Annotated in this window: 28 protein-coding genes; 6 read left to right on the forward strand and 22 right to left on the reverse strand. The window is 38.1% G+C overall.

The features are described 5' to 3' along the window. Positions 1-27: 27 nt before the first annotated feature. Genes rpsH through rpsJ form a run of 16 tightly spaced genes read right to left on the reverse strand, consistent with a single transcriptional unit; the run spans position 28 to position 6601 of the window. The gene (gene rpsH / locus CVS86_RS01590; protein WP_009295261.1) at positions 28-423 is read right to left on the reverse strand and encodes a 30S ribosomal protein S8; all 396 of its coding nucleotides are present in this window, start codon (positions 421-423) and stop codon (positions 28-30) included. A 9-nt stretch (positions 424-432) separates the two neighbouring features. Then, on the reverse strand, positions 433-618 hold the full coding sequence (locus CVS86_RS01595; RefSeq protein WP_002941532.1) for a type Z 30S ribosomal protein S14: 186 nt from the start codon (positions 616-618) through the stop codon (positions 433-435). A 1-nt stretch (position 619) separates the two neighbouring features. Further along, entirely contained in the window at positions 620-1165 is a 546-nt protein-coding gene (rplE, locus tag CVS86_RS01600; RefSeq protein WP_002941643.1) for a 50S ribosomal protein L5, read from the reverse strand. A 5-nt stretch (positions 1166-1170) separates the two neighbouring features. After that, complete coding sequence (rplX, locus tag CVS86_RS01605) at positions 1171-1407, reverse strand: 50S ribosomal protein L24 (RefSeq protein WP_103569885.1); 237 nt, start codon at positions 1405-1407, stop codon at positions 1171-1173. Continuing rightward, positions 1407-1775: a 50S ribosomal protein L14 gene (rplN, locus tag CVS86_RS01610; protein ID WP_002941516.1), complete on the reverse strand. Its 369-nt coding sequence runs from the start codon at positions 1773-1775 to the stop codon at positions 1407-1409. The genes rplX and rplN overlap by 1 nt, the downstream gene beginning before the upstream one ends. Continuing rightward, a complete protein-coding gene (rpsQ, locus tag CVS86_RS01615; protein ID WP_002941511.1) occupies positions 1775-2026 on the reverse strand; it encodes a 30S ribosomal protein S17 in 252 nt (83 codons plus the stop codon). Before rpsQ ends, rplN begins: the two co-directional genes overlap by 1 nt. Before the next feature lies 1 nt (position 2027). Continuing rightward, positions 2028-2222: a 50S ribosomal protein L29 gene (rpmC, locus tag CVS86_RS01620; RefSeq protein ID WP_002941625.1), complete on the reverse strand. Its 195-nt coding sequence runs from the start codon at positions 2220-2222 to the stop codon at positions 2028-2030. Further along, positions 2209-2634 carry a 50S ribosomal protein L16 gene (gene rplP / locus CVS86_RS01625; protein ID WP_002941572.1) on the reverse strand — a complete coding sequence of 142 codons (426 nt, stop codon included), beginning with the start codon at positions 2632-2634 and terminating at the stop codon, positions 2209-2211. The genes rpmC and rplP overlap by 14 nt, the downstream gene beginning before the upstream one ends. A gap of 2 nt (positions 2635-2636) precedes the next feature. After that, positions 2637-3335 (reverse strand): 30S ribosomal protein S3, encoded by a 699-nt coding sequence (gene rpsC / locus CVS86_RS01630; protein WP_002941650.1) that lies wholly within the window; start codon positions 3333-3335, stop codon positions 2637-2639. Between the two features lies 1 nt (position 3336). Next, positions 3337-3669, reverse strand: coding sequence for a 50S ribosomal protein L22 (rplV, locus tag CVS86_RS01635; RefSeq protein ID WP_009295259.1), 333 nt, complete (start codon positions 3667-3669; stop codon positions 3337-3339). 11 nt (positions 3670-3680) lie between these two features. Next, positions 3681-3962, reverse strand: a complete 282-nt coding sequence (gene rpsS, locus CVS86_RS01640; protein ID WP_002941639.1) for a 30S ribosomal protein S19 — start codon at positions 3960-3962, stop codon at positions 3681-3683. Positions 3963-3964: 2 nt separating this feature from the next. Continuing rightward, positions 3965-4798 (reverse strand): 50S ribosomal protein L2, encoded by an 834-nt coding sequence (gene rplB / locus CVS86_RS01645; RefSeq protein ID WP_103567076.1) that lies wholly within the window; start codon positions 4796-4798, stop codon positions 3965-3967. 1 nt (position 4799) lies between these two features. After that, positions 4800-5081, reverse strand: a complete 282-nt coding sequence (locus CVS86_RS01650; RefSeq protein ID WP_002941535.1) for a 50S ribosomal protein L23 — start codon at positions 5079-5081, stop codon at positions 4800-4802. Position 5082: 1 nt separating this feature from the next. After that, positions 5083-5697, reverse strand: a complete 615-nt coding sequence (gene rplD / locus CVS86_RS01655; protein WP_012140561.1) for a 50S ribosomal protein L4 — start codon at positions 5695-5697, stop codon at positions 5083-5085. Further along, positions 5694-6272, reverse strand: coding sequence for a 50S ribosomal protein L3 (rplC, locus tag CVS86_RS01660; RefSeq protein ID WP_002941563.1), 579 nt, complete (start codon positions 6270-6272; stop codon positions 5694-5696). The genes rplD and rplC overlap by 4 nt, the downstream gene beginning before the upstream one ends. Positions 6273-6292: 20 nt before the next feature. Further along, a complete protein-coding gene (gene rpsJ, locus CVS86_RS01665; RefSeq protein ID WP_009295257.1) occupies positions 6293-6601 on the reverse strand; it encodes a 30S ribosomal protein S10 in 309 nt (102 codons plus the stop codon). 254 nt (positions 6602-6855) lie between these two features. Between rpsJ and CVS86_RS01670 the strand changes: the two genes are divergently transcribed. The 4 genes from CVS86_RS01670 to CVS86_RS01685 all read left to right on the forward strand — a co-directional run bounded on the left by CVS86_RS01670 (position 6856) and on the right by CVS86_RS01685 (position 12464). Further along, a complete protein-coding gene (locus tag CVS86_RS01670; RefSeq protein WP_107790764.1) occupies positions 6856-9918 on the forward strand; it encodes an Eco57I restriction-modification methylase domain-containing protein in 3063 nt (1020 codons plus the stop codon). Next, positions 9881-10975 carry an ATP-binding protein gene (locus tag CVS86_RS01675; protein ID WP_107790765.1) on the forward strand — a complete coding sequence of 365 codons (1095 nt, stop codon included), beginning with the start codon at positions 9881-9883 and terminating at the stop codon, positions 10973-10975. The genes CVS86_RS01670 and CVS86_RS01675 overlap by 38 nt, the downstream gene beginning before the upstream one ends. An 80-nt stretch (positions 10976-11055) precedes the next feature. Next, entirely contained in the window at positions 11056-11910 is an 855-nt protein-coding gene (locus tag CVS86_RS01680; protein ID WP_107790766.1) for an S-adenosylmethionine tRNA ribosyltransferase, read from the forward strand. Continuing rightward, positions 11910-12464 carry a ribonuclease HII gene (locus CVS86_RS01685; protein ID WP_107790767.1) on the forward strand — a complete coding sequence of 185 codons (555 nt, stop codon included), beginning with the start codon at positions 11910-11912 and terminating at the stop codon, positions 12462-12464. The genes CVS86_RS01680 and CVS86_RS01685 overlap by 1 nt, the downstream gene beginning before the upstream one ends. Here CVS86_RS01685 and CVS86_RS01690 read toward each other — a convergent pair. The 6 genes from CVS86_RS01690 to CVS86_RS01715 all read right to left on the reverse strand — a co-directional run bounded on the left by CVS86_RS01690 (position 12456) and on the right by CVS86_RS01715 (position 17102). Further along, entirely contained in the window at positions 12456-13925 is a 1470-nt protein-coding gene (locus CVS86_RS01690) for a DUF4153 domain-containing protein (protein ID WP_234399210.1), read from the reverse strand. The two genes, CVS86_RS01685 and CVS86_RS01690, sit on opposite strands and share 9 nt — an antisense overlap. A gap of 201 nt (positions 13926-14126) precedes the next feature. Beyond that, entirely contained in the window at positions 14127-14684 is a 558-nt protein-coding gene (frr, locus tag CVS86_RS01695; protein WP_103570699.1) for a ribosome recycling factor, read from the reverse strand. Next, the gene (locus CVS86_RS01700; protein ID WP_107790768.1) at positions 14674-15633 is read right to left on the reverse strand and encodes a polysaccharide deacetylase family protein; all 960 of its coding nucleotides are present in this window, start codon (positions 15631-15633) and stop codon (positions 14674-14676) included. The genes frr and CVS86_RS01700 overlap by 11 nt, the downstream gene beginning before the upstream one ends. Before the next feature lie 2 nt (positions 15634-15635). After that, positions 15636-15965: a preprotein translocase subunit SecG gene (secG, locus tag CVS86_RS01705; protein WP_002941549.1), complete on the reverse strand. Its 330-nt coding sequence runs from the start codon at positions 15963-15965 to the stop codon at positions 15636-15638. 62 nt (positions 15966-16027) lie between these two features. Then, entirely contained in the window at positions 16028-16411 is a 384-nt protein-coding gene (locus tag CVS86_RS01710) for a thiamine-phosphate pyrophosphorylase (RefSeq protein WP_107790769.1), read from the reverse strand. Next, entirely contained in the window at positions 16404-17102 is a 699-nt protein-coding gene (locus CVS86_RS01715; protein WP_087583620.1) for a Bax inhibitor-1/YccA family protein, read from the reverse strand. Before CVS86_RS01715 ends, CVS86_RS01710 begins: the two co-directional genes overlap by 8 nt. Before the next feature lie 171 nt (positions 17103-17273). On the opposite strand from CVS86_RS01715, the gene CVS86_RS01720 reads away from it, so the two are divergent. Continuing rightward, positions 17274-17918 carry a carbonic anhydrase gene (locus CVS86_RS01720; protein ID WP_107790770.1) on the forward strand — a complete coding sequence of 215 codons (645 nt, stop codon included), beginning with the start codon at positions 17274-17276 and terminating at the stop codon, positions 17916-17918. After that, positions 17911-19755, forward strand: coding sequence for a mechanosensitive ion channel domain-containing protein (locus CVS86_RS01725; protein ID WP_103616882.1), 1845 nt, complete (start codon positions 17911-17913; stop codon positions 19753-19755). Before CVS86_RS01720 ends, CVS86_RS01725 begins: the two co-directional genes overlap by 8 nt. The last annotated feature ends 6 nt before the right edge of the window (positions 19756-19761 follow it).

Raw genomic sequence — 19761 nt, forward strand, 5'->3', positions numbered from 1 at the left:
TTAAAATAGCGCTTTTAACGCAGTTTATTACCAAACGGTGCAAAGAACCTCGCCGCCAACGCCAGCTTTACTTGCCTCAATACCGCTCATAACGCCTTTGCTTGTACTAACGATAACTGTTCCGTAACCATTTTTAAAACGCTTAATGTCGTCTTTACCTTGATAAACACGGCGACCAGGTTTTGAAACCCTTTTAAGCTCGTTTATAACGCTTCTGCCGTACTCATCATACTTTAAAACTACGTTTATAAATTTCTTGTTACCTTCTTCGATAACGTTGTAGCTCTCTACATAGCCTTTTGCTGCAAGGATAGAAAGAGTAGCCTCAACAACCTTAGAATGAAGCAATTTCGCAGTCTCAAGTCTTCTCATACTTGCATTTCTAATGCGTGTTAATCCATCTGATATTAAATCGTTCAACATTTCTCTTCCTTACCAACTTGCTTTTTTAAGACCAGGTATTAGGCCTTCGTTAGCCATTTTTCTTAGGCAAACACGGCAAATTCCAAAATCTTTATAAACAGAGTGCGGACGACCGCAAATTTGGCATCTAGTATAGCCGCGAACCGCAAATTTTGGCTTGCGTGCAGCTTTTGCTATCATTGATTTCTTTGCCATTTTACTTTCCTTTTGCAAACGGCACACCAAATAGCTCTAGCAATTTGAATGCCTCTTTATCGTTTTTAGCCGTAGTAGCAATCGTAATATTCATACCATGAGTTCGTAAAATTTTATCGTACTCAACCTCTGGAAACATTAGCTGCTCGCTAAGACCGAAGTTATAGTTTCCGCGTCCATCAAAGCCATTTTTTGGAAGACCACGGAAGTCTTTAACTCTTGGAAGAGCAACGCTGATTAGCTTATCTAAGAAAGCATACATTTGCTCTTTTCTCAAAGTTACTTTAATACCAACAGGGAAACCTTCGCGAACTTTAAAGCCAGCAACTGATTTTTTAGCATCAGTGATAACTGCTTTTTGTCCAGCGATAAGTGAAATGGTATCAGCCATATTTTGAAGCACTTTCTGATCTTTCGCAGAGTCTCCAGCACCTACACTGATCACAATTTTCTCGAGCGCAGGGATAAGCATTGGATTTTTGATGTCAAATTCTTTTACGAGAGCTGGCTTGATAGTTTCGTTAAATTTATCTTTTAATCTACTCATATCTCTTATCCTTCAACTTTCGCGACGTTTGATATGTCAATTGGCATCTCTTTATTTATGTGACCACCATTTGGAGTTTTTTCGCTTGGTTTGATAGCTTTTTTAGCTACTTTGCATCCCTCAACTATAACCTGACCTTTTTTTGCAAGGACTGCTAAAATTTTACCAGTTTTGCCTTTATCGTCACCAGCGATGATCTTTACAGTATCGCCTTTTTTGACTTTAAATTTTACATTAGCCATTATAAAACCTCCGGAGCTAGCGAAACAATCTTCATAAAGTTAGCATATCTAACTTCACGTCCAACTGGTCCAAAAATACGAGTGCCGACTGGCTCTTTTTTGCTATCAAGTATAACAGCTGCGTTCTCGTCGAAGCGGATTAGCGAACCATTATCTCTTTGAACCTCTCTTTTAGTTCTTACAACAACAGCTTTTACAACCTGTCCTTTTTTGATCTTACCATTTGGAAGAGCTTTTTTAACAGAACAAACTATGATATCGCCAAGTGTAGCGTATCTTCTTTTGCTGCCGCCAAGAACTTTTATACACATTAACTCTTTTGCACCGCTGTTATCAGCAACTGCAAGTCTTGTAAAACTTTGAATCATTACTCAACTCCCTTTGCCAATACAGCTTTTAAGCGAAAATTCTTGCGAGCTGAAAGTGGTCTGCACTCAACTGCAACAACTGTATCGCCTGCTCTTGTCTCATTTTTCTCATCATGAACTAAATACTTTTTAAAGCGTTTTACAAATTTATGGTATCTTGGGTGCATAACGCGTCTTTCTACCAAAATAGTAGCTGTTTTATCTCCAGCTTTTTGTAAAACAACACCTTGAATTTCTCTTTTTAATGCCATTTTACGCCCCTTGTCTTGTTGCACTAATTGCAGTGTTGATCTGAGCTATCTCTTTGCGAACAGCACTAATCTCATTAGGGTTGCTTAACTGCATAGTTTTTAGCTTTTGTCTCAATGTAAATAAAAGCACCTTTTTCTCTTTTAGCAACGCGTTTAATTCTGCAACGCTCTTATCTTTTAACTCAGTATATTTCATTTTCACTCTCTCGCGTTACAAATTTTGATTTGAAAGGAAGTTTGTGTAGAGCCAAAGTTAAAGCTTCACGAGCCAACTCCTCGTCAACACCAGCCATTTCAAATATTATACGACCAGGTTTAATATTCATAACCCACTCTTCAACTCCTGCCTTACCTTTACCCATACGAGTTTGTAGAGGTTTTTTAGTAAGTGGCTTGTCAGGGAAAACCCTAATCCAAATTTTAGCCTGTCTCTTTACGTGACGAGTTAGAGCTTGACGAGCAGCTTCTATTTGGCGTGAATTTACTCTACCAGCCTCAACAGCTTTAAGCGCAAATTCGCCAGTTGCTAAAGATGCTCCGCGAGTCGCATAACCACGGTTGCGACCTTTCATTTGCTTACGAAATTTCGTTCTTTTAGGCATCAACATAATTATTTACCTCTTCTTGCTCTACGTGTTTTCTTAGGTGCCTCTTCTTCAGTTTTCTCAGGTTGAACACCTTTTTGAAGAACCTCACCTTTAAAAATCCATACTTTAATACCTATGTTTCCATAAGTTGTATGAGCCTCAGCTACACCGTAATCTATCTTTGCTCTAAGAGTATGAAGCGGAACGCGACCTTCTAGATACCACTCGGTTCTTGCCATCTCAGCACCACCTAAACGACCAGCAACTGAAATTTTGATACCTTTAGCGCCTGATTTTTGAGCACCTTGGATAACTTTTTTCATAGCACGTCTAAAAGCGACACGCTTTTCAAGTTGCATAGCTACGTTTTCAGCAGCAAGTTGAGCTGAAGCTTGAGCTTTTCTTTCTTCTTTGATATTTACATTTACTTCTTTGCCGATAAGTTTGCTAACTTCGTTCTTTAGGTTTTCAACATCTTGGCCTTTTTTGCCGATGATGATACCAGGACGAGCTGCAACTACGGTTACACGAAGTTTTTTAGCCGTTCTTTCGATTAGAATTTGGCTAATTCCTGCATAGTAAAGTTTTTTCTTTAAAAACGCACGAATTTTGTAATCTTCACCGATATTTTCAGGAAGACTTTGTTTGGTTGGAAACCATCTAGATTCCCAGTTGCGGTTAATTCCTAGTCTAAGACCTATTGGATTTACTTTTTGTCCCATATTATGCTTCCTTCTTTTCAGGTTTAGATACTTCTACCATTACATGAGAAGTAGGTTTGCGAATTTTGCTCGCTGTTCCTCTTGCTCTTGGTCTAAATCTCTTTAATACAGGACCAGCATCAACGCGGCAACTAGTTACTACAACCTCTTCTGGCTCAAATCCGCCATTTGCTACTGCTGAGCTAATAGCGTTTGCTATAAATTTAGCACCACGATTTGGCATAAATTGCAAGCTTGCAAGTGCTAGCTCGGCATTCATACCTTGAACTTCTCTTGCTATAAGTCTTGCTTTTGTAGGAGAAAGTCTTACGAATTTTATAATTGCTTTACTCATATTATCTCCCCTTACTTGCCGATTTTCTTTTGCACTGAGCCTTTGTGACCCTTAAATGTGCGTGTTGGAGCAAATTCGCCAAGTTTATAGCCTATATGATTTTCTGTAACATATACAGGAATAAAGCTCTTGCCATTATGAACGTTAAATGTTAGTCCAATCATTTCAGGTACAATCGTGCTACGTCTTGACCAAGTCTTGATTGGTTTGTTATCGTTTGCATTTTTTGCGGCAATAACTTTTTTCATTACATGATCATCTACGAAAGGACCTTTTTTGAGTGATCTTGCCATCTCTATTTTCCTTTCCTTCTTGAAATTATAAGCTTATCGCTAGCTTTTTTACGGCGAGTCTTAGCACCTTTAGTTGGTTTACCCCATGGAGTAACTGGGTGACGGCCTGAATTTTTCTTGCCTTCACCACCGCCGTGTGGGTGATCAACCGGGTTCATAGCAGAACCACGTGTTTGTGGGCGGATACCACGGTAGCGATTACGTCCAGCTTTACCTATAGTGATGTTAGCCCAGTCTTCGTTGCCAACTACACCGATACTTGCCATGCACTCAGCTAGCACTTGTCTCATCTCACCACTTGGCATTCTTAAGATAACGTACTTCTCTTCTTTACCCATTAGCTGAGCATAACCACCAGCTGAACGAGCTATCTGAGCGCCTTTGCCAGGTTTTAGCTCAACGTTATGAACGATAGTACCAACTGGGATAAATCTTAATTTCATAGCGTTGCCTGGTTTAATATCTAGTGAGCCCTCATCGATAGATGCGATAACGTCGCCAACATTTAGGCCATTTGGTCTAATGATATAGCGTTTTTCGCCATCTTTGTAAGCTATAAGAGCGATACGGCAGTTTCTATTTGGATCGTACTCGATCGCTTCAACTTTACCTTCTATACCAAATTTGCGACGTTTGAAGTCGATGATACGATAAAGTTTTTTTGCACCTGCTTCTTTATGTCTTGAAGTTATACGACCATTGTTGTTTCTACCGCCAGATGCAGGTAGTTTAACAAGCAAGCTTCTAACGCTTGGTTTAGCTGTTATATCTTCAGAGCTTAGTCCAGTCATATATCTACGACTAGGTGTATATGGTTTATATGATTTTATAGCCATCTTACGCCTCCGTATTTTCTAGGCTTACGCCTTCAGGTAACTTAACGTAGAATTTCTTTATCTCGTCACGTTGGCCTGCTCTTCCTCTAAAACGCTTAACCTTGCCGCTAATTCTAAGTGAATTTACGCGAACAGGCGTTACTCCAAAATACTCTTGTAAAACCGCTTTTAAGCTGTTTTTTGTAACTCTTGGTGAAGTTTGGATAACAACAACGCCTTGTTCTTGAAGGCCTAGAGTTTTTTCTGTATAAATAATTGTTTTGATATCAGTTATATCCGCCATTTTAGCCCTCTTTTGTTATAGTTTTTAGTGCAGCTTTTTCAATGATAACCGAACTAAATGTAGAGACAAGATAAGCATTTACCTCATTTGCATCTACTACATAGCAGTTTGCTAAATTTCTAAAAGCAAGTAGTGTTTTATCGTCTAGTAAATCTTTAACGATAAGCGCGTCTTTTACTTTTAAATTTTTGATGATATTAGCTGCATCTTTTGTCTTTCCAGACTCGATTGAGATGCTATCTACTGCGAAAATTTTACCATCTTGTGCTTTTACTGCCAAAGCGTATTCAAGAGCTAGTCTTTTTTGTTTTTTATTGACTTTTTGAAAATAGTTTTTCTCGTTTGTTGGACCAAATGCAACTGCACCGCCTACCCAAACGTTAGTTCTAGTTGAACCCGCTCTTGCACCACCACGTCCTTTTTGTCTCCATGGTTTTTTACCACCACCGCTTACAAAAGCACGGCTTTTAGTATGAGCCGAATTTGCTCTTATACCAGCAAGGTAAGATTTTACATAAAGATATAGGTTGTGCGGATTTACTTCAGCGTAGCTTGCAGGAAGCTCTAACTCGCCTGAATTTTCAAATTTATCGTTTAGTACGTGAATTTTACTCATTTTACAATCCTTATTTTACCCATTGCACCATTGTGACCAGGAACGCAACCTTTTACAACTACGATGCCATTTTGAGCGTCAAAGCTTATTAGCTCGTTTTTAACAGTAACTTTCTCATTGCCCATGTGTCCTGCCATTTTCATACCTGGTTGAACACGACCTGGCCATTCGCAGTTACCAATTGAACCATGGCGTCTGTGGAAACGTGAGCCGTGGCTTTTTGGACCACCACCGAAACCATGTCTTTTTACCACACCTTGGTAGCCTCTACCTTTTGAGTTAAAGCTAACTTTTAAAATTTTAGCCTCATTTAATGGTGTAAAGTCTAGGTTTCCAACTTCGCTATTAGCTACTTCAAGCGTAGCAAATTTGTTAAATTCTGCTGTCAGATTGTATTTCTTTTGCTGACCAGCGATAGCTTTGTTGTTTGCTTTAGTGTGGGCATACGCTACGATAGCACGTTTGTTTTCGTCGATCTCACATACTTTAGCTTCAACTAGCTTAAGTAGTGTAACTGGCGTACTCTTCGTGGCAATCGTTCTACTCATGCCTATTTTTTCTACAATATATTCCATACTCTTATCCTTTTGTCCGCTTATTTCATCGCACGAACTTCGACATTAACTTCTGGAGCTAGGTCGAGTTTTGTTAGGCTATCTACAGTTTCTGGAGTAGCAGCTACGATGTCAAGCATACGAGCGTGTATTCTCATCTCAAACTGCTCACGTGAGTCTTTGTTGATGTGTGGAGATTTTAAGACTGTATAGCGTTTGATCTTTGTAGGCATTGGTACCGGGCCACGAACGTCGGCACCTGTTCGTTTGACAGCTTCTACGATTGCTGCAACAGTGCGGTCTAGAACTCTATGGTCGTAAGCTTTTAGCTTTAACCTGATTCTTTCCATGTGTTTTCCTTTAAAAAGAACTTGTCGCAAACTCGCGACCTCTTTACATCAAAATAACTCGCATAGGATCAAGCGATCGTACGAGCAAGACATAGGTCTTTCGTAAAGAGATAGGGATTTTACAAAAAAGCTATTATAGTTGTCAAGAAAAACGCTATTTTTTGTTGAATTTTGATTAATTATTTCCTTTTGATAAGGAAAGTATAAAATTTAAAAAGCTAGAATTCCAAAAATTTAAATTTTAAAGAGTAAAAATGTCAATCTTTAATACAAAATTCTTATTAACTCAAGAACAAGACGAGAAAAAGCTTAAGAAGCGTTATTTAAATTTACAAATATATCAAGCAAAAGCTAGCGAGATTAAAAATTTCAAAGAAGAGAAATTTCAGACGCAGTTTCTAAAAGATATCTTTGAAAACTGCCTTGGCTATACTTTGGACACTACCGATCCTACAAATTTCAATCTCGAACGTGAGAAAAAAAACGAAACTGACAGCAAAAAAGCAGACGGTGCAATCATTATAAATGATGAAGTTAGATGCGTTATTGAGCTAAAAGATCAGACCACGCAACATCTTGATAAAACTCCGTCCAACCGCGAGCTTAGCCCGGTAGATCAAGCTTTTCGCTATTTCGTCTCGCACGAAAATACCAAATATGTTGTTGTTTCAAATTTTAATGAACTGCGCTTTTATATCAGCAATAAAACAGTGTTTGAAAAATTTGACCTTTTTACAGCAAGCTTTGACGAGTTTAAGAAGCTTCATTTATTACTAAGTTTTGAGAGTATTAACACAGATTTGCCACTAAAGCTAAAAGAAAAATTTACTACCCATGAGCGTGAAATTTCAAATAAATTTTATAAAGACTTTAGCGCATTTAGGCTCACTCTTTTTAAAAATATATGTAAAAACAATGCTAGTATTGATAAAAATAGACTTTTAAGTCTTACACAAAAATTATGTGACAGGCTCGTTTTTATACTCTTTGCCGAAGATCGTGGGCTGCTAAGGCTTCGCACGATAGCCGAGATAAAAGAGAAATTTCAAAACCAAGTTACCGATCTTAGTTTTTATGATTTTTACAAAATTTACTTTAAAGCCATTGATGAAGGCAGTGAACGCCTTGATATTAAACGCTACAATGGCGGACTTTTTGCCACAGACACCGAGCTTGATGCGCTAAAGATAGATGATAGCGTGCTTGAAGCACAGTTTTTAAGCGACTATGACTTTTTAAGCGATATAGGCGTGAATATCCTAGGACATATCTTTGAAAGCTCACTAAACGACCTTGAAGAGCTAAATGCGCAAATAAATGATGACAAGTTTGATGCCAAGCAGAGCAAACGTAAAAAAGATGGCATATTTTATACACCAGAGTTTATAACAGAATTTATAGTTGAAAATTCGCTTGGTGCGCTTTGTAAAGCTAAAAAAGATGAGTTAGGGCTTGATCTAAATGAGCTACTAGCACCAAAAAATCCCAAAAAATTAACCAAAGCAGAAAGTGAGATCAAAGATAAAATTTATGCTTACCGCGAGTGGCTTTTATCTCTTAAGATACTTGATCCAGCTTGTGGTTCTGGTGCGTTTTTAAACCAAGCCTTAGAATTTCTCATTGCCGAACATAGCGCATTAGATACTTACCGCAAAGTATATGAGGGAGAGAGCTTGGGACTTTATGATGTAGAAAGCACGATTTTAGAAAATAATCTTTACGGCGTAGATATAAATACCGATGCAGTCGAGATCGCCAGACTATCTCTTTGGCTCCGCACAGCTGCAAAGGGACGAGTTTTAACAGATATTAGTAAAAATTTAGTAGCTGCAAACTCGCTTTTAGAATTTCCTTTTGACTTTAAATTTGATGTCGCTATCGGCAATCCCCCATATGTCAGACAAGAGGCGATAAAAGAGCAAAAGCCTGCCCTACAAGAATATAAAGTTTATAGCGGCACGGCTGATTTGTTTGTCTATTTTTATGAGCTTGGCATTATGCATCTAAAAGAAAATGGGCTTTTAGGTTTTATATGTTCAAACAAATTTTTCCGTGCCAGCTATGGCGAAAATTTACGTAAATTTATATTAGACAATACACAAATAACACACATTATTGATTTTACTGGGATTAAAGTTTTTGAAGACGCGAGCGTAGATAGTGCGATTACTATTTTTAAAAAAATAAGAGCCGATGAAAATTCAAAATTTAATTTCCTAGCTTCAAGTACCATAAATTTAAAAACGCAAAAATTTATCCAAATACCACAATCCACACTAAGCGAAATAAATTTTACTTTCCTTGATAAGAGTAAATTTGAACTAAAAAGCAAGATCGAAAAAGTCGCAAAGCCATTAAAAGATTGGGGTGTGAATATTAATTATGGTGTCAAAACCGGACTAAACGAAGCATTTATCATCGACAATAGTACTCGTGATAAAATTTTAAATAACTGCATTGGAGAAGAAAGAGAGCAAATACAAAAGCTCATAAGACCGATCTTAAGGGGTAGAGATATAAAAAGATATAACTATGAGTGGGCTGGGCTGTGGCTCATTTGCACATTTCCAGCATTAAAGATAGAGATTGAAAATTTTCCAAGCCTTGATGGATATTTACAAACTTTTTTACCTTATATAGCACAAAGTGGCGAAACTATAAATGGTAAAAATTGCCGCAAAAAAACATCAAATAAATGGTTTGAGACGCAAGATAATATCGCTTATTATGAAGAATTTGAAAAAGATAAAATTTTTTACAATGAAATAGGTAATGAAATAAATTTTGCACTAGACACTAAAAAATTTGTTTGCAACAACAAGTTATATTTCATATCCCTAGAGAAAAACAATACATTGCAATTAAAATTTTTGACTGGAATTTTAAATTCAAAGCTTTTGCAATGGTATTTTTCTTTTAAATTTAATTTTGGTGGTGGAAAAGGCACCGATAGCTTTGGCGAAATACCTATCCCGCAAATAACACCACAAAATGGAAATTTAGCAAACGAGATAATAAATTTAGTTGATGAGATTTTAAAAGCCAATGAGAAAATCAAGCTTTACGAGAAGCACATGCCTACTTTAAGCCTTGATGAGAAGCTAGAAGCTAAAGAAAATATCGACGCACTAAACGACAAAATCAAGATAAATGACGAAAAAATAGACAAACTTGTTTTTAAGCTCTATGAACTAACAAGCGATGAGATAGCGCTTATAATGGGGGGGGGTTCTGAAGGCATAGCAAAAATTTATATATATATCTTGCAAAGGGGAAAAAATGAACCAGTTAGAGCTTTATTACAATCAGCAGCTTAAATCAAGTAAATTTATCCCAAGAAAATATGAGATCATCTCGCCAAAGACGCTTATCATTGGCGCTGTATCAAGCGGTAAAACAGCCCTTGTTTATGAGTTTTTGAGCCACTATAAAAGCGAAGAGAGGCTTTATATAAATTTAGACGATCTAAGGATAGATAGAGCCTCGCTTTTAGCAAATTTAAAAGATTTTTTAGAAAAAAACACCCAGATAAAGGTGCTCGCAGTTGAAAATTTACAAGGCGCTGATCTTGTAAATTTAGACTTTTTAAAGGGCAATGCACTTGAAAATATCATCCTTACAAGCAAGGAATTTTCACTATCGCTTGATGGCTTTGCACGCATAAATTTAAACTACCTTGACTACGAGGAATTTATACTATTTTTTAAGAAAAATTTAGACCAAGACCTGCTTTTTAGCTACTTTTTGGCTCATGGTAACGAGATAGCGAGCGCATTTTTGGACTCCAGCGAGGTCACAGCCCACTTGCAGCAGCTCTTAAGAGCAAATTTAAACGAGCAAAGCATCGCTATCTTAAAAGAGTGCGCGACAAAGTGTCACGACACGATAAGTGCCTTTGGGATTTATAAAAACCTAAAAGAGCAGATGAAAATTTCAAAAGATAGCGTTTATAGCGCGATAAATTTGCTAAATGAGAGTGGATACGTGGAGTTTGTGCCAAATTTAGATGAGAGTAGCACGAGCAAGAAAATTTACTTTACAAATTTCGCACTTCGCAACGCTTTGTGCCTAAAAAAGGACTTTTTAGCTGTTTTTGCAAATGTCGTTTTTTGCGAGCTGCTTAAATTTAAAGATGAAATTTACTATACAAAAGAGATCGATTTTTTCCTTAGTAAAAGGAAGCTTGCAATCATCTGCATACCATTTTCTGCGCCTGAGATCGTCTTTTTGAAATTTAAAAAGCTCCACGCGAGCCTAAAAGAGCTGGGCGTTAGCAAACTTCAAATCATCAGCGTCGCAAACCAAGCCGAGCAAAGCATCGAGGGGATAAAGTGCGAGATCTTGCCATTTTCTAGGTGGAGCCTAGGTTTATAAATTTAAACTCTTTGTTTGATTATCATTTTAAAAGACTAGAGATAAAATAGTTATAATCAAAAAAACTATAAAGGACGGACATGAGAGCATTTTTTGGGATCTTATTCATCGCTGCAAGCCTTTTTGGCTATGAGATAAACCACGAAAACTGGGCTAAATTTTATAAATTTAGTGGCGATGCAAATGGTGTGAAATTTGAAGTTTATATGAACTATTTTAAAGATGAATTTGAAAATTTCAAACAAACCAAGAGCTTTAAAGTCCCAGCCAAGATAAGTGGCCACATCTTTTTTGACGGCGCAAAATACGACTATGAAAAGGGCTCTTTTGAGCAAAATGGCAGTGAAATTTCTTCATTAAATGCAGTCTCAGACAAGATAAATTTAGACGTTAAAAACGAAAATGGCGAGCTAAAAGGCAAGATAATAGTCAAAAACAAAGCCTACAACGCCACCGTAAAAGAAGAAAAAGAGTATGAGATCCTAAATATCGGCATCCAAATGACCGAAGCAAACGGCACGAGATATGAGGCGATCACTAACGACATCTTCGCCAAAGACTCAGCCAAAAAGTATAAAAACAAGCTTCTTGCAGAGTTTTACGACCTAAAAAGCGAGCGCAAAAAATGGCCAAATAGCCAATATGAGAGCCTAAAAAGCATCTACTACATCAACGACAAGATAAAGAGCGTTTGCACCTATAAAAATGAAAAAACAAACTGCGAGGTGATCTCGCTTGCGACGAACAAAAAGCTAAAACTAAAGCAAATTTTTAAAGATATGAATAACGAACATCTAAAAGCAGTCCTTACGACCGCTGGCGTGAGCGATAACTTCGTGCTTTCGCCACTTGGGCTTACATTTTTAAACGAGGAGCAAATCAGCGTACCACTTGAGGAGCTAAGACCTTACTTTAGCGATGAAGTCGGGCTATAATGGCTAAAATTTGCGGTATCGACGAGGCTGGACGTGGAGCGCTGGCTGGACCACTAAGCGTGGCTGCTTGCGTACTAAATAGCGAAATTTCTGGCCTAAACGACTCCAAAAAACTAACCGCAAAAAGGCGCGAGGAGCTCTTTAAAGAGATCACAAAAAGCTCAAATTTCCTCATCGCCTACTTCTCAAACGCCCAGATAGACGAGCTTGGGCTAAGTGAGTGCCTAAGGCGAGCGCTCAAACTTTTTAAGGCGTATTTTGAGGGCTTTGAGATCATTTACGATGGAAATTTAGACTACGGCGTGGGTATAACCACGATGATAAAGGCCGACGGCAAGGTAGCTAGCGTAAGTGCAGCCAGCATTCTAGCCAAAGTGAGCCGTGACCGCTTGATGAGTGGCTGGGATAAATTTTATCCCGCATACGGCTTTGCAGGGCACAAAGGATATGGCACAAAGTCGCACATAGACGCCATAGCTAAATTTGGCTACTCAGACTTTCACAGAAAAAGCTTTGTCATAAAGCCAAAACTCACGCAGGGCTCGCTATTTTAGCTTGGCATCCTCCATATAAAAAAGCACGCTTGCATCGTAAAATTTATAAACTCCGTTTTCTTGCACGATTTCCATAGAGCGCAGAACAAAGACCCTTTTGCCTACTTCAAGGATCAAAAGCTGCTCTTTTAGCTGTTCAAATACCTCAGCGCCAAAGTCGCCGTCTGGCTTTAAATTTAGACTTGCGAGCGCTTTTTCTAGGTGCTTTTGCATATTTATGCTAACGCTTTCATTATCTAGCTGTATAACAAGATCATCGCCATTTGTGCTACTTGTGATAGGCGTTTTGATGATCGCATCTTTAACGTTTATAGCGGTGCCACTAAAATCTATACTAAATATCTGCCAATTTTTCTGCTCAGCCACCTCAAGACCTGCTATAAATTTTTTATTTTCTAACGCAAATTTATCGCCTTTTTCTGTGAGATAGTCAAATTTATCTTGCAAAAAGTAGAGCTTCTCTTCGCCTATCTTACTCACGTCGCCACTTACTAAGCCGCTACTATCAAGTAAATTTAGCGCCTTTAGCTCTCTTAGTAAAAGCTCTTTTTGAGAATTTAGCACAAGTTGCTTCGTATCAAGGACAAAATGCGTGAAAAATATGCCAAATATCATGAAAAATGCTAGAAATTTATAAGAGAAATTTCTAAGAAATATCATCACAAAATAGCTCAAATTTGCAAATATCACGCAGGCGATGAGATATATCCTAGGCTCACTTAGGCCGTACTCACCGACCCTGTGCATGACGCCCCACCAAAGCATTATGCTAGGCAAGATGATAAAAAGTGGCAAGAGCCTGAAAATTTGATCATAAATTTGGCTTTTGATTAGTAAATTTAGCCCCCTTAAAACAAAGCCAGCGATCAAGTAGGCAAGCACGATATAAGCAACCCCGCCACGTGGCAGCTCAAGCAAAACAAGCCTATAAATGCAGTATAAATTTAAAAGCGCCACATAGATGATTAGCACTGGATTTAGGATGAAATTTATGACGATCTTGATGAAATTTAAGAGCCTATACTCGCTAAATTTACTCTCAAAAAAGATAAATAGACAAGGCAGACCAAAAGAGGCTAGTGTCAGATAGAGCCTTTGCGTCCTGTGGCTGGTTAAAAGCTCTAAATCAAAAAGGTAGTTAAGCCCTGCGAAAACAGCCAAAATGCCAAGAAAAAATAGGTGAAAAAGGGCAAATGAGATGAGTAAATTTAAAAGTCTTGCTAGGCTCTGGCTTATAAATTTCTCATTATCTTTGGCAAAATTTAAAGAAAATAAAAGCACAAAAGCTATGAGATAAAGCGCAACAAGATCGCTGGCATGGCCGCTTAGCTTAAAGCCAAAAAAGTAAAGGCTAGCTCCAAATATCAAAAAGTATAAAGGAAGTAAAATTTGCCTTTTATTTAGGTAGATAGCGACCAAAAGTAGCGGCTCAAGCAGCCAAAAACCTCTATACTCATCCACTATCTGGCTTGGGCTAAGAAAAATGGTAGCTAGGCTAAATGCCAAAATGGTAAGAAGCAAAATTTTTTTTATCGGCAAATGCGGTTTTTAGCTCAGTGGCGATCTGCAATGTCGTCCTTTAAAGAGTGAAATTTAGCCATATTACGTGGCTAAAAAGTGGAGGTTTAGAAATTTGCTAAAAACGCAAATTTCTAAGTAAATTTAAATTTTTAAAAGCTCGGCTTCTTTCTCTTTTACGAGAGTGTCGATCTTTGTGGTGTAGGTGTCAGTTATCTTTTGAACCTCATCTTGACCCTTTTTGCTCTCGTCTTCAGTTATAGCCTTGTCTTTTTCAAGCTTTTTGACCTCGTCGTTTGCATCTTTTCTCACGTTTCTGATGCTAACTTTGGCCTTTTCGCCCATAGCTTTTGCGTGTTTTGCATTTTCTTGGCGTTGCTCGACGGTCATCGGTGGGAAAAATAGCTTAACGCTCTCGCCATCGCTGTTTGGATTGACGCCGATGTTTGCAGCTTGGATAGCTGATGAGATCGCTTTTATCATGCTCTTTTCCCAAGGTGTGATAGCGATAGTCGAAGCGTCACTTGTAAGCACGGTGGCTACTTGATTAAGCGGAGTTGGCGAGCCATAATAATCAACCATAACGTTATCTAGGATGTTGATATTTACTTTGCCAGTTCTTAGCGTTGTAAAATCGCGTTTTAAAGAAGCGATCGCCTTTTCGCAACCCTCTTTTTGGGTATCATAAATTTTATTTAGCATTGGTGTCCTTTATTAGAAGTTTTGTACTTCTGTGATGATCTACTTTTAGCGACATTAACACTTTGCGCTTATCAAGTGGTGGGTTAAATTTACACTCAAAAACGCCATTTGTCATAGGTACTTTTCTAAAGCCGTCAAAGCCAGTCATGAAAAAACTGCCCTCACTTGCGTTTGTATCGGTTTTGATGATGAGTTTATCGATAGCGTTATTTTGCGGATAGCCCTCTGGAAATATCCACTGGGCATTTAAAAATTTGCTATTAAAAGTTAGTGCTATCTTTGTGCCATTCATCACTGGTGTTCTGTAAAGATCGAAAACATCGCTTTTATCTGAAACTGCGCCTGAGTTTTGATTTAAAAGTGCTAAAAAGCCAAATTCTTTTGCCAAAGAGACAACCCTACTATCGATCTCGCCGTAAGGGACTGCAAAGTATTTTGGCTTATAGCCCATGTGCTTTTCAAAGGTCTCAACACCCTTTTGAAAGTCCTCTCTTAAGGCCTCATCACTAAGTCTAGTCATCCTTGGATGAGCGTATGAGTGGTAGCCAATCTCACCGTAAGCTTCTAGCTCTTTTAGCTGATCAAATGTGAGATAGTCGCCATATTTGCCAGCGACTGCTTCGACGTATATCATCATCGCAAATGGGTAGTTATACTCTTTAAAAACTTCAAGCGCCTTGTTATAAAAGCTCTTATAGCCATCATCGATCGTTATAACGATCCAGTTATCAGGGATCGGTTCGCCAGCATTTACCGCATCGACAAGCCTTGATAGCTTGACAACTTCGAAGCCATTGTTTTTAAAGTATTCAAACTGCTCTCTTAAATTTTGGATAGAAATATCTGTACTAACGTGTCTTGGATCGTCAAAGCGGTGATAAACTAGGATGTGAGCGTCTGCCAAAGCAAACGTTAGCGTCAAAAGTGACGCTAAAAACGTTTTTATCATTGTTATTTTGCTGGATTTTGTGGTGCGCTAGGAGCTGCTGGCACGTCGTTTGATTTTGGTATGACTAGAGATTTGCTATCGACACTATCAACGATAGAGCGTTTTAGATCTTTGTTGTAAAAATATCCGAGTGCAAGTGTGTTTAGGATAAACAAAACGCCTACCACAAAGGTAAATTTAGCTAAAAACCCAGCTGGTCCTTTTGCTCCAAAAAGGCTCTCGTTGCTTCCACTGTATGCTCCAAGACCGATAGATGAGCTCTTTTGGAGTAAAACTGCGATCGTGATAACGACAGCTAGAACAAATTGCAAGATTAAAAATATTAAACTCACGAAATTTCCTTTAAATTTTTTAAATAGTTTGCGATTATACAAGAAAAGATTTAAATTTTTAGTTAAAGTTCTTTTTCAAGCTCATAAAGCTCGTATCTTATGCTTTTAAAAAGCTCGGCTCGCTCTAAATTTACAAGCTTAAAGCACTCTTCAAGCACGCGAGCGCTCTCCTGGGCACGCTTGAAATTTGCAATGATGACCTCGTCTAAATTTGATCTTTCTTGCTCGCTTTTTGTGCTGGTTTTTAAGACATCATTTTGTGAATTTCTAAATTTTAAAAATTCTTTTTGTGGGATCTTTGCCTTGTGACGGAGAGATTTTATCTTATAGGCGAGCTTAGCGTCATCAAAGACATATCTTTTTATATCTTCAACGACGCGAAGTCCTTCTTTTAGCCTATTTAAATTCGCATCTATCACTCGGTAGATGCGCTCGTCATTAGTCATTTCTATTAAAAATGCCTAAAATTTGTAGTAATGATGTAAATAAATTTACAAAATCAAGATACAAAGCAACTGCACCCTCAACTGGTGTCTCGTAGTTGCCACGGATGATATTTTGTGTATCAAAAAGTATGTAAGCACTAAATAAGATCGATGAAATACTTGCGATTACAAGTTGAAACATCGTGCTTTTAACGAAAATATTGATGATCGCTGCTACAATGATAACTATCAAAGTTATAAATAGCATCTTACCCATCGTTGTAAAGTCACGTTTTGTATTCATCGCAAAGACGCTTAGAGCACCAAATGCAACTGTCGTCAAGCCAAATGCTTGAGCTACGATACTAGCACCGCTTGGCATAGCAAGGATCGCTGAAAGTAGCGGAGTTAGCGTAAGACCGCTTACAAATGTAAATGCAAAAAGGAGTATTAAATTTAATCCCTCTTTGCGTTTAGCCGCCATTAGTCCAAAAAGTAGAACAAACTCAAGTATCACAAGTCCCCAAAACAAAAATCTATTTGCCGCAAAAACGCCAGCGATACTAATGCCTACATAAGCGCCAGCAGTAGCTGAAAGTAGTGATGCTGCAAAAAGTTGATAAGTTTGTTTTATAAAAGTGCTTAGTGAGCTTTGAGAATACGCAAGCTCCTCTTGATTTTGCTTAGCGTAGTTTCTATCATACAAACTCATTTTTTCTCCTTATGAATTTTTGCAGTGAGTTTAGCCTAAAATAATTAAACAATATATAAAAAGAAGTTTAATAAAAAATATTAGTTTAAAGTCCGTTTTAGAGAGCATTTTTTTGATTAAATAAAAGTTGCTATAATCGCGATAAAAATATAAAAAATGGAGATAAATTTTATGGATGATTCAATACTTGAAGGTGCAGTAAAATTTATGGAAGATGGTTTTTTAGAGCATGAAGAGCTCTTTAAAAGTCTGCAACACAAGCAAGATCCGCACACGCTTTTCATATCATGCGTGGATTCAAGGGTCGTGCCAAATTTGATAACAAACTGCCTGCCAGGCGAGCTTTTTATGGTGCGAAATATCGCAAACATCGTGCCACCTTATAGGGTGAGCGAAGAGTTTTTGGCGACCACTTCGGCGATCGAGTATGCGCTTGAAGTTTTAAATATCAAAAATATCATAATCTGTGGCCACTCTGACTGTGGTGGATGCGCGGCGCTTTATGTTGATGAAAAGAAGCTAAAAAACACTCCAAATGTTAAAAACTGGATAAAACTAATCGAGCCAATCAAGCGCGAAGTGCTCAAATTTACCAGCGATGACCCAGCTAAAATGGCGTGGCTGACCGAGAGGCTAAACGTTATAAACTCGATCGAAAATATAATGACCTATCCAAACGTGAAAAAAGAGCACGAAAGTGGCAACCTGCAAATTTACGGCTGGCACTATATCATCGAGACTGGTGAAATTTTCAGTTACGATTTAAAAGAGGGTACGTTTAAGCTTTTAGCGGACAGAAGGGGCGAAAATGCGTAAATTTCTAGCCATCATCCTGCTTTCTTTCATAACTCTTTTTGGCGCTGATAACAACGTAACACAAGAAGACGATATCATCAGCATAACAAATCAAATTCAAACCATAAACAGCCAGATAAATATCATAAAATCTCAGCAAAAAGACTTAAACGCTTCAAAGGTTGATAACTCAAATTTGATCACTCTTCAAAAGAAAAAGAGCGCTCTTTTAGAGAAAATTCCGACCTATGTTATGCAGATCGAAGTTACACAAAGCGATATCAATAAGTACAACCTGCAAAAAGAGGCGCTAGAGAAAAAGGTAGCCAGACTTGAAAAGCAGTCAAACAAGGACGCTTATATACAAAGCGCCATCGAGCTTGAGAAGATGAAGGTAGACTACGCCTACTACTCAGCGCTCATTAGCCTTGAGGAGATATTTAAAAAGGGTGCTAAGGCAAATTCTATCAAAGAGGTAATAGACGGCGGACTCTTAAATTTACAAACAAATTCCTACGTCAGCATAAAGGAGCTAAAAGACTCGCTAAATGAGACTTCAGGCTCGTACGACGCGGCATTTATGGACCTTGAGCTAAAAAAAGAGACGCAGGAGGAAATTTTAACCTACCTTAAAAATAACGCCGATCTTCTAAGCTCAAGCATGCTCTTATCTGAGCTAAATTTAGTCGATACGGTGGACTATATAAACAAATCAACAGCTGTAAATCCAAACAAATTTAACCTTGGCAAGATAGTTGTTATCGTTGCGATATTTTTATTTTTCGTCTCGCTAACTAGAATTTTAGCCAAGCTCACCTACTGGGTGATGTCGCTCATCGCTTCAGGCGAAGGGGTCAAAGAGGCTAAAGATCAGATCGTAGATATCGTGAAAAAGCCGATCTCTGCGCTTCTTATCATCTACGCGCTAAATATCTGTATCGGCGTTGGATTTTACCCAGTGCCAGTGCCGCTTGTCGTAGCAAATATCTTTTCTATCATCTATATAGTCGCATTTTCATGGCTTGTCCTCACCATACTAAATGGCTACGGCATCGCTATACTCGACAAGATCGCGCAAAAAAGCAAGCGTAAAGAGGTGATAAACCTAGCACTAAAAGTGATCTACGTGATCGTGCTAATCATCACACTTTTACTGATCCTTCAAAAGCTTGGCTTTGATATCTCAGCACTCATCGCCTCACTTGGTATCGGTGGTCTTGCTGTTGCCTTCGCTGCTAAAGACATCATCGCAAACTTCTTTGCATCTGTTATGATGCTCTTTGACAACTCATTTTCACAAGGCGACTGGATAGTTTGTGGCGACATCGAGGGCACGGTCGTTGAGATAGGATTTAGAAAAACGACTGTTAGAAGCTTTGATAATGCCCTTATCTTCGTGCCAAACTCGAAACTAGCTAGCGATCCTGTTAGAAACTGGAGCAGAAGAAAGGTCGGCAGACGCATAAGAATGGTTATTGGCATCGAGTATGGACCAACTACGGATGAGATCAAAAAATGTGTAAATGACATCAAAAATATGCTGATAAATCACCCAGATATCGCTAAAAGCGAAGATATCGCGGCTAATAAAAGAGGCCTAAAATATAGACAAAACATAGTCTCAGTTGATGACTACGCTGGATATAAGTCAAATTTATTTGTCGTGGTTGATGACTTTGCTGATAGCTCGATAAATATCCTAGTTTATTGCTTTGCAAAAACTATCGTTTGGGGCGATTTTTTAGACGTAAAACAAGATGTAATGCTAAAAATTATGGATATTTTAAAGCAAAATGGTCTAAATTTTGCATTCCCAAGCCAAAGCTTGTATATCGAAAATATCAAAGATAAAATTTAAGGAGAG

The organism is Campylobacter concisus (genome assembly GCF_003048605.1).
GTDB classification, from domain to species: Bacteria; Campylobacterota; Campylobacteria; order Campylobacterales; family Campylobacteraceae; genus Campylobacter_A; species Campylobacter_A concisus_BM.

Coding starts and splice junctions, on each gene's coding strand:
- rplX (WP_103569885.1), bottom strand. CDS start 1,407: ATGGCTAATGTAAAATTTAAAGTCAAAAAAGGCGATACTGTAAAGATC.
- CVS86_RS01720 (WP_107790770.1), top strand. CDS start 17,274: ATGGATGATTCAATACTTGAAGGTGCAGTAAAATTTATGGAAGATGGT.
- CVS86_RS01595 (WP_002941532.1), bottom strand. CDS start 618: ATGGCAAAGAAATCAATGATAGCAAAAGCTGCACGCAAGCCAAAATTT.
- rplP (WP_002941572.1), bottom strand. CDS start 2,634: ATGTTGATGCCTAAAAGAACGAAATTTCGTAAGCAAATGAAAGGTCGC.
- CVS86_RS01700 (WP_107790768.1), bottom strand. CDS start 15,633: ATGATAAAAACGTTTTTAGCGTCACTTTTGACGCTAACGTTTGCTTTG.
- rpsQ (WP_002941511.1), bottom strand. CDS start 2,026: ATGGCATTAAAAAGAGAAATTCAAGGTGTTGTTTTACAAAAAGCTGGA.
- rpsC (WP_002941650.1), bottom strand. CDS start 3,335: ATGGGACAAAAAGTAAATCCAATAGGTCTTAGACTAGGAATTAACCGC.
- rplB (WP_103567076.1), bottom strand. CDS start 4,798: ATGGCTATAAAATCATATAAACCATATACACCTAGTCGTAGATATATG.
- frr (WP_103570699.1), bottom strand. CDS start 14,684: ATGCTAAATAAAATTTATGATACCCAAAAAGAGGGTTGCGAAAAGGCG.
- rpsS (WP_002941639.1), bottom strand. CDS start 3,962: ATGGCAAGATCACTCAAAAAAGGTCCTTTCGTAGATGATCATGTAATG.
- CVS86_RS01680 (WP_107790766.1), top strand. CDS start 11,056: ATGAGAGCATTTTTTGGGATCTTATTCATCGCTGCAAGCCTTTTTGGC.
- rplE (WP_002941643.1), bottom strand. CDS start 1,165: ATGAGTAGATTAAAAGATAAATTTAACGAAACTATCAAGCCAGCTCTC.
- rplD (WP_012140561.1), bottom strand. CDS start 5,697: ATGAGTAAAATTCACGTACTAAACGATAAATTTGAAAATTCAGGCGAG.
- rplN (WP_002941516.1), bottom strand. CDS start 1,775: ATGATTCAAAGTTTTACAAGACTTGCAGTTGCTGATAACAGCGGTGCA.
- CVS86_RS01725 (WP_103616882.1), top strand. CDS start 17,911: ATGCGTAAATTTCTAGCCATCATCCTGCTTTCTTTCATAACTCTTTTT.
- CVS86_RS01685 (WP_107790767.1), top strand. CDS start 11,910: ATGGCTAAAATTTGCGGTATCGACGAGGCTGGACGTGGAGCGCTGGCT.
- CVS86_RS01650 (WP_002941535.1), bottom strand. CDS start 5,081: ATGGCGGATATAACTGATATCAAAACAATTATTTATACAGAAAAAACT.
- rpsH (WP_009295261.1), bottom strand. CDS start 423: ATGTTGAACGATTTAATATCAGATGGATTAACACGCATTAGAAATGCA.
- CVS86_RS01670 (WP_107790764.1), top strand. CDS start 6,856: ATGTCAATCTTTAATACAAAATTCTTATTAACTCAAGAACAAGACGAG.
- rpsJ (WP_009295257.1), bottom strand. CDS start 6,601: ATGGAAAGAATCAGGTTAAAGCTAAAAGCTTACGACCATAGAGTTCTA.
- CVS86_RS01675 (WP_107790765.1), top strand. CDS start 9,881: ATGAACCAGTTAGAGCTTTATTACAATCAGCAGCTTAAATCAAGTAAA.
- rplV (WP_009295259.1), bottom strand. CDS start 3,669: ATGAGTAAAGCAATTATAAAATTCGTAAGACTTTCTCCTACAAAAGCA.
- CVS86_RS01715 (WP_087583620.1), bottom strand. CDS start 17,102: ATGAGTTTGTATGATAGAAACTACGCTAAGCAAAATCAAGAGGAGCTT.
- rplC (WP_002941563.1), bottom strand. CDS start 6,272: ATGGAATATATTGTAGAAAAAATAGGCATGAGTAGAACGATTGCCACG.
- rpmC (WP_002941625.1), bottom strand. CDS start 2,222: ATGAAATATACTGAGTTAAAAGATAAGAGCGTTGCAGAATTAAACGCG.
- CVS86_RS01710 (WP_107790769.1), bottom strand. CDS start 16,411: ATGACTAATGACGAGCGCATCTACCGAGTGATAGATGCGAATTTAAAT.